The 14,821-nt window shown below is 29.5% G+C and carries 14 protein-coding genes; 9 read left to right on the top strand and 5 right to left on the bottom strand.

The window, feature by feature from the left end; all coding sequences use genetic code 11:
• Nucleotides 1–12 precede the first annotated feature (12 nt).
• The 5 genes from CAMP5060_RS01965 to ccoG all read right to left on the bottom strand — a co-directional run bounded on the left by CAMP5060_RS01965 (nucleotide 13) and on the right by ccoG (nucleotide 7,754).
• The gene (locus tag CAMP5060_RS01965) at nucleotides 13–1,455 is read right to left on the bottom strand and encodes a TolC family protein (RefSeq protein ID WP_337217816.1); all 1,443 of its coding nucleotides are present in this window, start codon (nucleotides 1,453–1,455) and stop codon (nucleotides 13–15) included.
• The gene (locus CAMP5060_RS01960; protein WP_087699114.1) at nucleotides 1,448–4,570 is read right to left on the bottom strand and encodes an efflux RND transporter permease subunit; all 3,123 of its coding nucleotides are present in this window, start codon (nucleotides 4,568–4,570) and stop codon (nucleotides 1,448–1,450) included. Before CAMP5060_RS01960 ends, CAMP5060_RS01965 begins: the two co-directional genes overlap by 8 nt.
• Entirely contained in the window at nucleotides 4,570–5,667 is a 1,098-nt protein-coding gene (locus tag CAMP5060_RS01955; RefSeq protein ID WP_087699116.1) for an efflux RND transporter periplasmic adaptor subunit, read from the bottom strand. Before CAMP5060_RS01955 ends, CAMP5060_RS01960 begins: the two co-directional genes overlap by 1 nt.
• An 88-nt stretch (nucleotides 5,668–5,755) precedes the next feature.
• The gene (locus CAMP5060_RS01950) at nucleotides 5,756–6,379 is read right to left on the bottom strand and encodes a TetR/AcrR family transcriptional regulator (protein ID WP_087699117.1); all 624 of its coding nucleotides are present in this window, start codon (nucleotides 6,377–6,379) and stop codon (nucleotides 5,756–5,758) included.
• Nucleotide 6,380: 1 nt separating this feature from the next.
• Nucleotides 6,381–7,754 (bottom strand): cytochrome c oxidase accessory protein CcoG, encoded by a 1,374-nt coding sequence (gene ccoG / locus CAMP5060_RS01945; RefSeq protein ID WP_087699119.1) that lies wholly within the window; start codon nucleotides 7,752–7,754, stop codon nucleotides 6,381–6,383.
• 185 nt (nucleotides 7,755–7,939) lie between these two features.
• Here ccoG and rpsU point away from each other — a divergent pair, with 185 nt between their 5' ends.
• The 9 genes from rpsU to CAMP5060_RS01900 all read left to right on the top strand — a co-directional run bounded on the left by rpsU (nucleotide 7,940) and on the right by CAMP5060_RS01900 (nucleotide 14,765).
• The gene (rpsU, locus tag CAMP5060_RS01940; protein ID WP_002780697.1) at nucleotides 7,940–8,152 is read left to right on the top strand and encodes a 30S ribosomal protein S21; all 213 of its coding nucleotides are present in this window, start codon (nucleotides 7,940–7,942) and stop codon (nucleotides 8,150–8,152) included.
• A gap of 43 nt (nucleotides 8,153–8,195) precedes the next feature.
• Nucleotides 8,196–8,801, top strand: a complete 606-nt coding sequence (locus CAMP5060_RS01935) for a LysE family transporter (RefSeq protein ID WP_087699121.1) — start codon at nucleotides 8,196–8,198, stop codon at nucleotides 8,799–8,801.
• Between the two features lie 72 nt (nucleotides 8,802–8,873).
• Nucleotides 8,874–9,491: a UPF0323 family lipoprotein gene (locus CAMP5060_RS01930; protein WP_337217815.1), complete on the top strand. Its 618-nt coding sequence runs from the start codon at nucleotides 8,874–8,876 to the stop codon at nucleotides 9,489–9,491.
• A gap of 9 nt (nucleotides 9,492–9,500) precedes the next feature.
• The gene (locus tag CAMP5060_RS01925) at nucleotides 9,501–10,673 is read left to right on the top strand and encodes a glutathionylspermidine synthase family protein (RefSeq protein WP_214136253.1); all 1,173 of its coding nucleotides are present in this window, start codon (nucleotides 9,501–9,503) and stop codon (nucleotides 10,671–10,673) included.
• Entirely contained in the window at nucleotides 10,673–11,605 is a 933-nt protein-coding gene (locus CAMP5060_RS01920; RefSeq protein WP_214100495.1) for a D-2-hydroxyacid dehydrogenase, read from the top strand. Before CAMP5060_RS01925 ends, CAMP5060_RS01920 begins: the two co-directional genes overlap by 1 nt.
• Nucleotides 11,595–12,086 (top strand): YajQ family cyclic di-GMP-binding protein, encoded by a 492-nt coding sequence (locus tag CAMP5060_RS01915; RefSeq protein WP_087699127.1) that lies wholly within the window; start codon nucleotides 11,595–11,597, stop codon nucleotides 12,084–12,086. The genes CAMP5060_RS01920 and CAMP5060_RS01915 overlap by 11 nt, the downstream gene beginning before the upstream one ends.
• Nucleotides 12,083–12,562 carry a hypothetical protein gene (locus CAMP5060_RS01910; protein ID WP_337217814.1) on the top strand — a complete coding sequence of 160 codons (480 nt, stop codon included), beginning with the start codon at nucleotides 12,083–12,085 and terminating at the stop codon, nucleotides 12,560–12,562. Before CAMP5060_RS01915 ends, CAMP5060_RS01910 begins: the two co-directional genes overlap by 4 nt.
• Nucleotides 12,563–12,570: 8 nt before the next feature.
• Entirely contained in the window at nucleotides 12,571–14,283 is a 1,713-nt protein-coding gene (locus CAMP5060_RS01905) for an ATP-binding protein (RefSeq protein WP_087699131.1), read from the top strand.
• A gap of 62 nt (nucleotides 14,284–14,345) precedes the next feature.
• Nucleotides 14,346–14,765, top strand: coding sequence for a PepSY-like domain-containing protein (locus tag CAMP5060_RS01900; RefSeq protein ID WP_087699133.1), 420 nt, complete (start codon nucleotides 14,346–14,348; stop codon nucleotides 14,763–14,765).
• Nucleotides 14,766–14,821 lie beyond the last annotated feature (56 nt).

Below are 14,821 nucleotides of genomic sequence, written 5' to 3'. Positions count from 1 at the left end.
AGCCTTAAAGACTTAGTTGTTATAAAAGCTTTCCTTTAAGTTTTCTTCCATAGCTTTGATGTTTTCTTTTGATTCTTCTTTAGCGTTAAATCCTCCACCAAAAGCTTTCATAACATCTACAATAGAATTTGCAAGCTCATAAGATGAGTTAGTATAAGAAAGTTTAGCATTTAAATAATTTCTTTGATCTTGTAAAAAATCAGCCAAGTTAATCACGCCATTTTCATATCTTAAGGTAGAAATTTCATAAATTTTACTTTGGGCTAGAAATAAATTTTTATAATTTTGCTCATTTTCATAATAGCTTTGGCGGTTAAATAAAGCAAGTCTTATCTCTCCAAAAGCTGTTTTTAAGGTGTTTTCATATTGTAAAAATGCTTCATCTTTGGTAAGCTTTGCAATATTAACATTATTCATAATTTCACCCCAATGAAAAATCGGCATCGCAAAATTTCCAGCTACATTCCAAGTATTGCTTCCATGTTTGACTAAAAGATCTAAATCATTACTTTGAAAACCCAAAAGTCCTGTTAAAGAAAGGTTTGGTAAAAATGCAGTTCTAGCTACTCCAACAAGATAATTTTTTTCTTCTAAAATTTTTAAACTAGCTTGCACATCAGGTCTTTGAAGCAAAATTTCACTGCCAATGCCCTCGGGTATGCTAAGCTCGTATTGTCCTATTTTTTTATACTCTATGCTATTATAAAGTATATCATCAATATCATTTGAAGTTAGGATTTTTAAGGCTTTGGTATTAGCTTCTTTTTGAATTTTAGCGTTTGTGAGTAAAACTCTTGAATTTTCAAGCTCAGCTTTAAATTTGTTAAGCTCATACTCACTAATTACTCCAAGTTTAAAATGCTCTAATTTTAACTCATAAGTTTTTTGATAACTTTGGGTTGTTTCTTCTAAAATTTTTACTTGCTCGCTTAAGCTTGCTAGGTTAAAATAAGTTTTTACTACATTAGAAATTAAGCTCAATCTTGCGCTTTCATAGTCAAACTCACTAGCTTGTAATTTTGCTTTTGAAGCACCATAAGTATCTCTGTATTTACCCCATAAATCTACTTCATAGCTTAAATTTAAACCCATGTTAAAATCATTACCATAAGCAAATTCATTGCTTTTGTTACTTGGAGCATTAATGCTAGTTTTTGCTCTTGCTCCGCTAGCACTTCCATCAAGTTTAGGAAGTAAATCACTTCTTGCTATACCTAAAGTTTCATAAGCCTTTTGTAAATTTATATATGCAATTTGCAAGTCGTTATTGTTTTTTAAAGCTTGATCGACTAAGGTATTTAAATATTTATCATCAAAAGCTTTCCACCATTGTTTGTTAATGCTAATATTTTGGTCTAAACTTTTAGTGTAATTTACATCTTTGATTTCTAAATTTGGTTTTAAACTGCAAGCTGTTATTAAAAAACAACTTACAAAAATTATTAATTTACGCATTGATTTTACCTCTTTTTTTATCAAGCCATTTATTAAAGCTTTCTAATAAATAGAAAAATAAAGGTACAAAGAAAATGGCTATAGTAGAAGCTGCTATCATACCTCCTATAACACCCGTGCCTATTGCATGGCGACTTGCACTTCCTGCTCCATAAGCAAAGTACAAAGGTAAAATACCACAAATAAATGCTAATGAAGTCATTACAATAGGTCTAAATCTTAATTTTGCTGCACTAATAGAAGCTTCAAAAATACTTTTTCCTTTTTTAAGATGTTCTTCCATAGCAAACTCGACAATCAAAATTGCATTTTTAGCCGAAAGTCCTATTAAAAGTAAAAGTCCTGTTTGAAAATATATATCATTTTCTAAGCCTCTAAGCCATACAAGAAGTAAAGAGCCAAACACCGCAAAAGGCACAGCAGTGATTACTGCTAAAGGCATAAGCCATCTTTCATACTGAGCTGCTAGGATTAAAAATACAAATAAAAGCCCTAGTATAAAAGCTACTTGACCTGCACCACTACTTGTAACTTCTTGATAAGCAGAACCTGACCAAGCAATAGAATAATCCTCTCCTAAAGTTTCTTTGGCAACTTGAGCAATAGCATCAATAGACTGTCCTGAGGTATAACCAGGTGCAGGATCACCTTGTACTAGTGCTGATGGGAACATATTAAAACGTTTTACATCATCAGGCCCAACGCCTCTATGAAGTGTTAAAACACTATCTAGAGCTATCATAGAACCATCTTTTGATCTAACAAAAATATTTTTTAAAGCATTTTGTGTATTTCTAAAATCTCCAATTGCACTAATATTTACACGATAATTTTTTCCAAGCATAGAAAAATCATTTACATAGTAAGTTCCTATCGTGGCATTTAGTGTGCTAAATACATCTGCTAAATTTAAACCATAAAGCTTTACTTTATCACGATCAATTTCCAATTTTAATTGTGGAAAATTAGTATCAAGTGTAGTTCTTACATTTGCAAGCTCAGGACGTTTATTTGCTGCTTCAACTAATCTATTTACATCAACTTGAATTTCTTCATAACTTTTACCTCCACGATTTTGTACATACATTTCAAAACCACCAGTTAAACTTAAACCTTGAATTGGAGGTGGATTAACAAAGAAAGTTTGAAAATTTGGATTTAAGAAATATTGCTTATTATACATACTAGTTAGATCAAAACTACTTGTATCTCTATCATTCCAATTTTTTAGATTAATAAACATTGCACCAGCATTTTCTTTTAAAGAACCTGTGAAAAGATCATAACCTATAAGACCTACAATATCAGTAATATTTTCATTTTTACCGATTTCTTCACCCATTGCATCCATAGCTTGGGTTGTTCTATTGAGAGATGAAGCTGCTGGTAAGTTCACAACAGATAAAAAACTACCTTGATCTTCAGGTGGTACAAGTGAATTTGGTACTATTTTGAATAATCCATATAATCCGATTAAGAATATGAAAAAAATCAAGACAAAGCGTATAGTTCTTTTTAATATATAAGCAACTCCTGCGCCAAAAACTTCAGTTGACCAATCAAATATATCATTGAATTTTTTTACTAAGTAAAATGGCTCCCCTTCATTTCTTTTTAAGAAAATTGCACATAAAGATGGAGTTAGTGTTAATGCTACAAAACCTGAGATTGCAACTGAAATAGCTAAAGTGATGGCAAATTGTCTTTGAATTTCTCCCACAAAACCGGATATAAATGAAACAGGTATAAACACCGCACAAAGCACAAGAACGATAGAAACAACAGGTGCAGCAACTTCATCCATTGCTTTAATGGCTGCTTCTTTTATGCTTATATTTGGATCTTCATGCATGATTCTATCGATATTTTCAACTACTATAATTGCATCATCAACAACAATACCAATAGCTAATACCAAAGCAAAAAGTGTAAGAAGGTTGATACTAAAACCTAAGACATATAATCCCGCAAAAGTTCCCAAAATAGAAACAGGTACAGCAATCATAGGTATGATAGTAGAACGGAAATTCTTCAAGAACAAGTACATTACAATCACAACTAAAATGAGTGCTTCAAAAAATGTTTTTACAACTTCTTTGATAGAAGCTTTAATAAATATAGTTGTATCATAAGGTACTTTATAGGCTAAACCTTCTGGAAAGCTTTTTGAAAGCTCTTCAAACTTTTTCTGTACTAACTCAGCTGTACTTACTGCATTTGCTCCAGTTTGTAAGAAAATTAATATAGGAGTAGCATCGCTTCCATTTAATCTACCTTTAAATGTATATTCTCTTGAACCTAAAGAAACTTCTGCAACATCTTTAAGTCTTAAAAAAGAGCCATCGCTATTTGCTCTTATAATAATATTTTCAAATTCTTTTGTGTTTTTTAACCTTCCTTGCATAGTTACTGAGTATACATAAGGTGATCTTTCTACCACAGGTTCTTGACCTATCTTACCAGTAGCATATTGAGCGTTTTGTTCATTTACTGCAGCAATAACATCTGTTGCGGTCACTTGATATTTATTTAATAAATCGGGATTAAGCCAAATTCTCATAGAATAATTTCTTGAGCCGATTGCTACGGCATTACCTACACCAGGAACCCTAGCAAGATCATCTAAGATATTTAACGCAGCATAATTATATACTTCAAGTGAATCCATAGAACCATCAGGAGAATATAAAGTAGCAACTTCTAATATACTTGAACCAGTTTTTCTTACACTAACACCAGTTTTTTTAACATCTTCAGGTAATTTTGCTGTAGCAGCTGAAATTCTATTATTAACATCAACTGTCGCTTGGTCAGGATCTGTACCTATATTAAAATATACACTTAAACTCATATCTCCTGAAGAACTTGAAGTTGATTCCATATAAATCATATTTTCAACCCCATTGATTGCATCTTCAAGAGGAATGGCTACTGTTTGAGCTACTGTTTGAGCATCAGCTCCTGAGTAATTTGCACTTACTTTTACAACAGGTGGGGTTAAAGAAGGGTATTGCTCTACAGGTAAAGAATATAGTCCTATAATACCCGCTAAAGAAATAATAATAGCTACAACGGAAGCAAATACAGGTCTTTCTATAAAAAATTTAGAAAACATTATTTATTCTCCATTACGCTAACACTTGCACCAGGACGGATTTTTTTAAAATTATTTAAAATGACTTTATCGCCATTTTTTAAGCCCTTATCAATGATTGCTTTATCAGAAGTTTGATAAATAACATTCACATTAGTTTTAACTACTTTTCCATCTACTAGAGTATAAACATAAGTAGTACTATCATCTTGTAAAAGCGCAACTTGAGGAATTTCAAACCCATCTTTTTGAACAAAGCCTTCAACATGAACATTTGCAAAAGAACCAGGCATTAAGCTTGAGTTGTTGTTATCAAAAACAGCTTTTGCTTTTACTCCACCACTATGTGTATCTATAACACTATCTATAAAATATAATTTTCCATTAAAAAGCTCACCGCCAACATTAGCTTGTACTTGGATATTTTCTAATTGCCAATTGCCACTTTGTAGATTTTTATTCATATTGATCTTATCTACATCAGAAATATAAAAGTCTGCAAAGATAGGATTAATGTTTGTAATACGTACAAGTTCGGTTGATGAAGCATTTACATAATCACCTATATCCATTAGTGTATCACCTACAACTCCATCAAATGGAGCGCTTACTACAGTGTATTTTAAGTCTAATCTTGCATTAGCAAGTTTTGCTCTAGCACTTTCTAAATTAGCTTTGGTAGAATTAAATTTAGCCAAACTTGCGTCAAATTCTTTTTGTGAAATAGCATTTTTTTCTATTAAAATTTGATCTCTTTTGAAATTTTTTTCAGCATCATCAAAATTAGCTCTTGCTACTAAAGCTTCCCCATAAGCCATATTTACACTTGCTTGGTATTTATCAGGCTCTATGAGAAAAAGTTTATCACCTTTTTTAACGGCTTGGCCGCTTTTGAAGTATTTTGCTTTGATTTCGCCACTTACTTTAGGTTTAATTACTACATCTAATTCAGTGCTTAATCTTGCAGGATAGGTAAATTCTAAAGGTAAATTAGAACTTTGCATAGTCATAATACTTACAGGTTGGGGAGGGAGTTGTTTAACTTGTGCATTCTTATCATTTGAGCATGCTACAAAGATAAGTGAAGCGCAAGCTAGAGTTAAAAGTTTTGTTTTCATTGGTTTCCTTAAAATTATTTATTTAGCTAAACGAAAAAAGTAATTTATATTACAAAATTATATGCATAATTATTCTATCAATATATAGTTAATTAAAGTTAATAATCCCACTAATAAAAAGTTTTACGATTTTTGATGCATGTTCTTCTTGTTCTTTTTTGTCCATTAGTACTTTGTTTCCAAAAATACTTTGCATAAAAAAAGTTCCTCTTAGCATGGCACAAAATGTAACACTTAAAAATTCAGCATTACTAGCTAAATGCTCATTTTCTATTTCAAATCTTTTTCGTAAAACATTTTCAACCTCTTTACGATTATTACCTTTAAACCATGAAGAAAAATCAAATTTATCATTATAAATTTGAGAATACAGAAGTCTTACTATAGAAATAGTTTTTTTATTATTGAAAATTTTTAAATAAGCTAAGGAATATTGATATAAATATTCTTCTAAGCTTAATTCATTTGTGATTTTCATATTTTTTTTTAAAGTAGCTAAAAAATGATTTTCAGCAAAATCATTTAGTATATCTTCAAATAAACCTTCTTTACTTTTAAAATGCTCATATACACAAGAAAAAGATCCTCCAGCTTGTTTGATGATATCTTTAAGATTAGTTGCTTCGTAGCCATTTTTTAAAAATGACTCCGTAGCAATTTGTTTGATTTTTTCAAGTCTTGCTTGAGATTTTGAAGAAAGTTTTTTTTCCATTTTAGTGTTTTTTACGCTCTACAATTGAGTTTTTAGGATATACAAAATTACTTTCTCTTGTGATTACAATATTTTTATCATCAAGCGCATAAGCTTTGATAGTTAAAGGTATTACGGTATCTTTTCTATCATTATCAGCTAGTTTTTTAGTAGCTTTTAAAACAACTATATGCTTATCTTTTTCACCAGCTTTTAATTTAAAAGGTTTTTTAGGTCTAATGATTTCTATACCATCTTCAAAGTCTTGTAATTTTACATCAAAATAATACTCATGAGTTTTATTATCTGTATTTTGGAATAAAAATACATAAGCATTGGTGATTAATAAATCTCCATCATGTGTTTTTCTTACTTGATAAAGCTCACTAGAGCGATTGATATTTAAAAGCATATTTTCTTTTTTGCTTCCCATTAAAACTAAGGCTGCAAAAACACCACATAAAACTACTAAATATCCGATAGTTCTAAATCTAAAATATTTTACTTTTTCTCTTGTTTCAATGGCTTTTGCACTAGTCCAGTTAATCAAACTAGGGCGATCAAATTTAGCTTGAATTTTTGAACAAGCATCGGCGCATTCAAGACAGTTAATACACTCAAGTTGCATTCCTTGGCGTATATCTATATGTGTAGGGCAAATTTTTACACAGGCTTCACAGCCTATACATTCACCTTGTGGTGGTTTTTGATAAAGTTTGGTATGCCCATCATAAATCACACCACCTCTTTTATCATCATAAATTACTTGAACGGTATTATTATCAAACATTACAGATTGAATTCTTGCATAAGGGCATACATAAACACAAAATTTTTCACCCAAATACACTATATCAAAAGTAAAGGCTAAAGAAGCACAAAATAAAATCCCCAAAAGTAACAAATGATCAGCAGGGTTTTGAATATATACAAAAAAATCTTCAGGTGGTACAAAATACCATAAAAATGCACTCATCATTAATAATGAAAAAAGATAGAAAATCACAATACTTAAAACTTTTTGGACAAAAAATCCATCTACTTGTTTTTGTTTATTTGCTGTGCTTTTATGAATTTTAAAGATTTTTGTTTGCAATAAATCTCTATAAATAACTCTAGCAATAGTTTGAGGACAGCTCCAAGCACACCAAATTCTTCCTGCTAGAGTGGTGATAAAAAGTATAGTTAAAAACATGCCCATGATAACAAATGGCATTAAATAAAGCTCTTGGGTATCAAAAGCAATAAAAAACAAATTAAGCTTTTTATGATCAAAACTTAATAAAAAGAAATGATTGTCATTAATTTTTATAAAAGGTAGTATTATAAAAATAATCATAGAAATGATATAGGCTATATACCTTTTTTTAGTATAATTGGTGATACAAGCACTCATTTTTATTTTCCTTAAAAAATGTTTTTTAAATTGTAGTACTAGAAAAATTAAACCAAACTTTGTCTTATATTAAGAATTTATGTTTAATTTTTATTTATGTAATTATTACAAAAATAAAAATTAATTTCAAGTAAAATTATGATATAATACATTTTTAATTTTATTTAAGAAAGGTGGTGAGGGTCGTGCCAGGAATTAAGGTACATCCTAACGAGTCTTTTGATGAAGCGTATAGAAAATTCAAAAAACAAGTAGATAGAAATCTAGTTGTTACTGAAGTTCGCGCTAGAAGATTTTTTGAGCCTATGACTGAAATTCGTAAAAAACAAAAAATTTCAGCACGCAAAAAAATGCTTAAAAGACTTTATATGCTTAGACGCTACGAGTCAAGACTCTAATACCAAAAAAGCCGAGAAATCGGCTTTTATTCATTGATTATTTATGTTTCTTTGGATTTTAATCATTCATTTTTTTGGACTTATTTTACCAGGACCTGATTTTTTCTTAGTAAGTTCATATGCATTAAGAGAAGGAGTTAAAAGTGCTTTAAAGGCAAGCTTGGGGATAAGTTTAGCCGTTAGTGTATGGATTATACTTTCTATACTTGGTTTGAGTGCGATTTTCCATCAATTTCCATTTTTGCAAATTGCTTTATCAAGTTTTGGGGCTTGTTATCTTTTATATTTAGCTTATGGAATTTACAAAAATGCAAAAATAGGTAATATAAAAGTTCAAAAAACTCATATATCTGCATTTTTAAGTGGAATGATTACAAATTTATCTAATCCTAAAGCAATTTTTTATTTTGCTAGCGTTTTTGCAAGTTTTGATTTTACCCAAATGCGGTGGATGTTGATAGTTTTAATTTTTGTTTTGATTTTAGAAACTATAATTTATTTTTCTTTGATTTCTTTATTATTTTCTAAACCTTTCATGGTAAGAATTTATCAAAAGAACTTAAAGCATATTGATTATTTAAGTGCTTTTATATTTTTTGCTTTTGCTGTGTTTATTTTGAGTAATAATTTAATGGCTATGATAAATTAAGGCAATTAATTTTTATTAATACTTTTTTTGTTAAAATCTTATTAAGTTAAACTTATAAATTTAGGAAAGATTATGAAACATATAAAAACTATACTTAAGCTTAGTATGATAAGTGGTATTGCCGCAATAAGTGCAGGTGCTTTAAGTGCATGTAGTAGCAATGCAAGTGATTCTAATAATGCATTGAGTCAGGCAGTAAATACTCAAGGTGCTTTTGTTATCATCGAAGAAACTGCTCCAAATCAATACAAAATCAAAGATCAATTTCCAAGCGATGAAACTAGGGTAGTTTTAAAACAACTTGATGGCACAGAAAGAGTTTTAAGCAAAGAAGAAATGGATAAATTAATCCAAGAAGAAGCTGCTAAAATAGACAATGGTACTTCAAATTTAACAAATCCAAATAACGCTCAAATGAGTAGTGGAGGACTGTCTTTAGGTGAAACATTGCTTGCGAGTGCGGCTGGTGCTATACTTGGTAGCTGGATAGGCTCAAAACTTTTTAATAACCAAAATTTTGCAAACCAGCAAAGAGGAGCATTTTCAAACCAAAGTGCTTATCAAAGAAGTGTAAATAGTTTTAATAAGGCAAGTACAAGTGCCACTTCAGGCTCAAGTGCGAAAAAATCAGGCTTTTTTGGTGGTGGTTCTAAGGCTACTTCAAGTTCTTCTAGCTCTTTTGGATCCTAAGGGTGTAAAATGAATTTTTTAAAAGTAAATCCTTTAGAAAAATCTTACTTAGAACAAATAGGCTTTTCATGGCATACAGATAATGATGGAAGTGATTATTTAGATTCTAACTTAGTTTGTGTGAGAGAAAATGAAGCAAATGCATATTATGAAGCAGTGAATGAGCTTTATGATATGTTTGTAGCTGCTGCGCAAGAAGTGATTGATAATGATCGTTTTGATGAACTTGGAATTCCTTTTAATTTAGTTGATGCGATTAAGATGAGTTGGGAAAATGATGTGCATTGGCATTTATATGGAAGGTTTGACTTAGCAGGTGGGCTTGATGGTAAGCCTATAAAGCTAATAGAATTTAATGCTGATACTCCAACTTCTTTATTTGAAAGTGCTATTTTACAATGGGCTATTTTAAAACAAAACAACCTAGATGAAAGCTCGCAGTTTAATAATATATATGAAGCCCTAAAAGATAATTTTAAAAGACTTATCACTTTAGAAGAAGATGTAAGTGAATTTGAAAAGTATTATGAAGGTTGGAAGATATTATTTTCTTCAATCGCAGGTAGTGATGAGGATATGATTACAACCAAGCTTTTAGCACACATTGCTAGTGAAGCAGGTTTTGAGAGTGAGTTTTCTTATATAGATGAGGTGGAATTTTCGCCTGAGGGTATTTTTAAAAATGATGTAAATTTTGAGTATTTTTTCAAGCTCATTCCTTGGGAGAGCATAGCCATAGAAGAGGGTGAGCTTGCTATGCTTTTAACTCAAATCATGCAAAATCAAAAAGCAATCATTTTAAATCCTGCTTACACTTTATTGTTTCAAAGTAAGGGTATAATGAAAATTTTATGGGAGCTTTATCCAAATCATCCTTTATTGCTTGAAACAAGCGATCAACCTTTAGTGGGTAAAAAATGTGTTAAAAAGCCTGTTTTTGGTAGAGAAGGAGCCAATGTTTCTATTATAGAAGCTAATGGAGATGTAAGTTTTGAAACAAGCGGAGATTATCAAAACAATCGCTTTGTGTATCAAGAATTTGCTGAGTTTAATCAAAATGAAAGTAATTATTACCAAGCAGGGGTTTTCTTTGCTTATGAGGGTTGTGGATTAGGTTTTAGAAAAGGCGGATTAGTGCTTGATAATTATTCTAAATTTGTAGGACATATAGTAAAAGATTAATGAAAATAGTATGCTTAGATACTGCAACTTTAGGTGGAGCGGATTTAACGGTTTTTGAAAGTCTTGGCGAGTTTGTGAGTTATGATTTAACTTCTAAAGATGAGGTTATTGCAAGAATAGCTAATGCGCAAGTTGTAATGATAAATAAAATCATCATTGACAAAGAAGTAATAGATAATACTAACTTAAAACTTATTTTACAACTTGGTACTGGGGTAAATAATATAGATGTAGCTTATGCAAATTCTAAAGGTATAGTGGTAAAAAATGCCGCTAGTTATTCCACAAAAAGTGTTTTAAGCCATACCTTTGCTTTGCTTTTTGCTTTTTTAAATCAAATTCCATATTATGATAAATGGAGTAAAGAAGGCAAATGGTGTGAGAGTAAAATGTTTTGTGATTTTAGTAAGACTTTGCATACTTTAACCGGTAAAAAACATGGTATTATAGGACTTGGAGCTATAGGTAAAGAAGTAGCTAGGGTTTCTCAAATGTTTGGTTCTAAAATTTGTTATTATTCTACCTCAGGGGCTAATAATAATGATGAGTATGAAAAAGTAAGTCTCGAAGAGCTTTTAAAAACTTGTGATGTAATTAGCATACATGCGCCTTTAAATGATAAGACAAAAAATTTATTAAGTAGAAAAGAATTAATGCTTTTAAAAGATGATGCTATTTTGATTAATGTAGGGCGTGGTGGAATCATCAATGAAGCAGATTTAGCTCAAGTTATGAATGAGAAAAATATCAAAGTAGGACTTGATGTGCTTGAAATAGAACCTATGATTAAAAATCATCCTTTGCTTGGTATAAAAAATAAAGAAAATTTAATCATCACTCCACATGTTGCATGGGCAAGTGAAGAATCCATACAAAATTTAGTCCAAATTGTATTTAATAATCTTAAGGAGTTTATAGAAAATGGCAAGTGAACATAGTTTTGATATTAGTGGGGAAATTGACAAACAAGAGCTAAAAAATGCTTTAGAGCAAGCTAAAAAAGAGCTTGATAGTAGATATGATTTAAAAGGCATTAAAAGTGAAATAGAGTTAAATGAAAAAGAAAGTGTTTATAAGCTTATTTGCTCTAGTGAAACAAAGCTTGAAGTGTTAAAAGATATTGTTATTTCAAAGCTTATTAAAAGAGGGATAAACCCTAATGGTATTAAAGAGCTAAGTAGGGAAAGCGGAGCAAATTTTAGACTGAACTTAAAAGTTAATGATGCTATTGATGCTGATAGTGCTAAGAAGATTAACAAAGCTATAAAAGATAGTAAGCTAAAGGTAACTTCAAGTATTAGAGGTAATGAAATTCGCGTAGTTGGCAAGCAAATTGATGATTTGCAAAGCGTGATGAAAATAGTAAAAGAACTCAATTTAGAACTTAATATTAGTTTTAAAAATCTTAAATGAAAACTTTACTTCAAATAGTTTTTTTGTGTTTTGTGTGCATTTTTTTAAGCTCTTGTGCTTTAAAAAGCAAAACACAATCACAAAGTGCTTATATTATTTTAAAAACCCCAGAGTTTAAATTTGCTGATTATGGTTTTTTATATGAGGGAAAAAATTTTACAAGTTTAGAGCTTTACAGTGCTTCTAAAGCCTTGCTTGAATTAAAAATTAGCGATAAAATTTGCGTTAATGGTGTATGTTATGCAAAAACATATTTTAATAAAAGATTTTTTAATAATGAATATTATGATGATTTTTTACAAGATCTAATCTATAAAAAACCTATTTTTTATGGAAAAAATAAACAAACTACCTCTTGTGGTTTTACTCAAAAGATTATAAGTAACAATTATGATATTTTTTATGAGGTTTGTGATAAAAATATGAGTTTTAATGATAAAAAATCCAAAATCAAATTTAGCATAAGGTTAATATAAAGGAAAATATGAAAGATTTGAAACTTTTTCTTAATGATACTTTTAAAAGCAATATTTATAAAAACTTACAATGTAGCGAAGATGAAATTTTAATTTTAAAGCATTTATGCAAAAATTATTTGCAGGCAAATGCAAGCATTAATGCTTACAATCTTCTTAGCGAAGTTTTTAAAAATGATGAATATGAGTATTTAGATCATTTAAAAGATCTTAAAAATCTTATAGAAAAAGGTTTTATTGTTCAAATTTTTTCTGATTTTAAATCGAGTAAAAATTCAAGCTTGCTTTTAAATTTATTACAATGTGAGTTAAGTTTAAGTGAAGTTTTCTTGCAAGTTTTAGAAAATAAAAACATACAAGATTATATGCAAGATCAAATTTATGAAGATCATATTGCGTATTTAAAAGATGAATTTTTTAAAATCGAGCTTTATCAAAGATTGCGTTTTTTTGCTAAAAGCTCTCAAAGTAAGAATATTAAAAAAGATATAGCTATATTTGAAGCATACATTAAAGAGCGTATAAAGAAAAGTAAAATTTCTAATGTTTTAGCAGAGATTTTTAAAGAATATGCTTTAAACGATAAAGAATGTTTGATATTTATTAGTTTGTTAAAAGAAGAGTATTTACTAAATACTGAAAATTCTTATAGTAGAGATTTTAATTTTTTACTTCATTTAATCAGTGAAGATGAGGCTCAAAAACAAGAAAATAAAGCCTTATTAGAAGAAGATTCTAAGTTGCTTAGTTTAAATCTTTTAGAATACGATGAATTTGTTAATTCTTTGGGTGATATCACTAAGATTTTTTATTTAAGTGATGATATTTTACAAAGAATTATTAACTTTAAAGAACCAAAGAAAAATAAAAAAATTAAACTTCAAAATTTAGTTAAAGAACAAGATATTTTTGAGCTAATCGAGCCAAATATCAATATAAATGATGTTATTATGCCCCAAAGCACTAAAGATCTATTAGAAAGCATATTAAAACAACAAGATAAAAAGGTTTTAGAAAGATTAAATAAATGGGGTATAAAAACTAACAAAAATATAGAAGCTAAGATAATTTTTTATGGTCCTGCTGGTACTGGTAAGACTATGAGTGCATTAAGTATGGCAAAAGCTATGAAAAAATCCATTTTGAGTTTTGATTGCTCGAAAATTTTAAGTAAATATGTGGGTGAGAGCGAGCAAAATGTAAGAAAAATTTTTGATACTTACAAAGAACTTTGTCAAACAAGCAAGCAAAGTCCTATTTTGCTTTTAAATGAAGCTGATCAATTTTTAAGTACTAGGGTAGAAAGCAGCGCTGGTGCTGATAAAATGCATAATCAAATGCAAAATATTTTTTTAGAACAAATTGAACGTTTTAGTGGAGTTATCATAGCTACAACAAACTTTTTAGAAAGTTTAGACGTGGCTTTTTCAAGAAGATTTGAGTATAAAATCGAATTTAAAAAGCCAAATTATGAACAACGCTTAATGATATGGCAAAAAGCTTTGCCTAAAAATGCTAAATTTGATGATAGTTTTGATTTAAAAAATTTAGCTTCATATGAATTAAGCGGAGCTCAAATTGTAATGGTGGTTAAAAATACAGCTTTAAAAGCGGCTATTTCTAAAGATGGTATTTTTAAAATGGATGATTTTTTGCACACTATAGAAAAAGAAATAGAATCTTCATTTGATAAAAATAAGATAGTTGGTTTTAAAAATTAAATTCACATAAATTTCACAAGTAAACAATATCATTCTTTCAACTTTTATTTAAAGGAGAAAAAATGAAAATGAAATTAATGTTAGCTGGCTTAGTTTGTGCAAGTTCTATGTTCGCAGATATGGTTGTTAGTCCAAGTGCTTTGCCTCAAAAGGCTCAAGAGTTTTTAAACACTCATTTTAAAGGTGTAAATATAGGCTATGTAAAACAAGATGTAGATTCTTATGAAGTAAATTTAGTTGATGGAACTGAAATTGATTTTATCATTAATGGCGACTGGAAAGAAGTTGATGGTAAATACAAAGGTATTCCAACAGGATTTATCCCAAAAGAAGTTATTGCTAAAGTACAAGCAGCACAACCAAATGCAACTATTGTAGAAGTAGATAAAAAAATCAATGGTTATAAATTTAGAACAAACAATATGATGGAGATTTATACAGATTATAAAGGTAATATTTTAGGTCAAAAATTTGATGATTAATCACCTAAAATCTCATATTACTTAAACTAAACCCATTAAGGGTTTAGTTTAATTAT

The organism is Campylobacter sp. 1569 (assembly GCF_024723675.1).
In the GTDB taxonomy this organism is placed as follows: Bacteria; Campylobacterota; Campylobacteria; order Campylobacterales; family Campylobacteraceae; genus Campylobacter_D; species Campylobacter_D jejuni_C.
The sequence above is the reverse complement of the archived record's forward strand: the minus strand, read 5'-3'. Positions and strand labels throughout refer to the sequence as shown.

Bases quoted from the DNA above. Each gene is read 5' to 3' on its own strand.
- CAMP5060_RS01965 (WP_337217816.1), bottom strand. From the start codon at position 1,455: ATGCGTAAATTAATAATTTTTGTAAGTTGTTTTTTAATAACAGCTTGC.
- CAMP5060_RS01960 (WP_087699114.1), bottom strand. From the start codon at position 4,570: ATGTTTTCTAAATTTTTTATAGAAAGACCTGTATTTGCTTCCGTTGTA.
- CAMP5060_RS01955 (WP_087699116.1), bottom strand. From the start codon at position 5,667: ATGAAAACAAAACTTTTAACTCTAGCTTGCGCTTCACTTATCTTTGTA.
- CAMP5060_RS01915 (WP_087699127.1), top strand. From the start codon at position 11,595: ATGGCAAGTGAACATAGTTTTGATATTAGTGGGGAAATTGACAAACAA.
- CAMP5060_RS01925 (WP_214136253.1), top strand. From the start codon at position 9,501: ATGAATTTTTTAAAAGTAAATCCTTTAGAAAAATCTTACTTAGAACAA.
- CAMP5060_RS01935 (WP_087699121.1), top strand. From the start codon at position 8,196: ATGTTTCTTTGGATTTTAATCATTCATTTTTTTGGACTTATTTTACCA.
- ccoG (WP_087699119.1), bottom strand. From the start codon at position 7,754: ATGAGTGCTTGTATCACCAATTATACTAAAAAAAGGTATATAGCCTAT.
- CAMP5060_RS01920 (WP_214100495.1), top strand. From the start codon at position 10,673: ATGAAAATAGTATGCTTAGATACTGCAACTTTAGGTGGAGCGGATTTA.
- CAMP5060_RS01900 (WP_087699133.1), top strand. From the start codon at position 14,346: ATGAAAATGAAATTAATGTTAGCTGGCTTAGTTTGTGCAAGTTCTATG.
- CAMP5060_RS01910 (WP_337217814.1), top strand. From the start codon at position 12,083: ATGAAAACTTTACTTCAAATAGTTTTTTTGTGTTTTGTGTGCATTTTT.
- CAMP5060_RS01905 (WP_087699131.1), top strand. From the start codon at position 12,571: ATGAAAGATTTGAAACTTTTTCTTAATGATACTTTTAAAAGCAATATT.
- CAMP5060_RS01930 (WP_337217815.1), top strand. From the start codon at position 8,874: ATGAAACATATAAAAACTATACTTAAGCTTAGTATGATAAGTGGTATT.
- CAMP5060_RS01950 (WP_087699117.1), bottom strand. From the start codon at position 6,379: ATGGAAAAAAAACTTTCTTCAAAATCTCAAGCAAGACTTGAAAAAATC.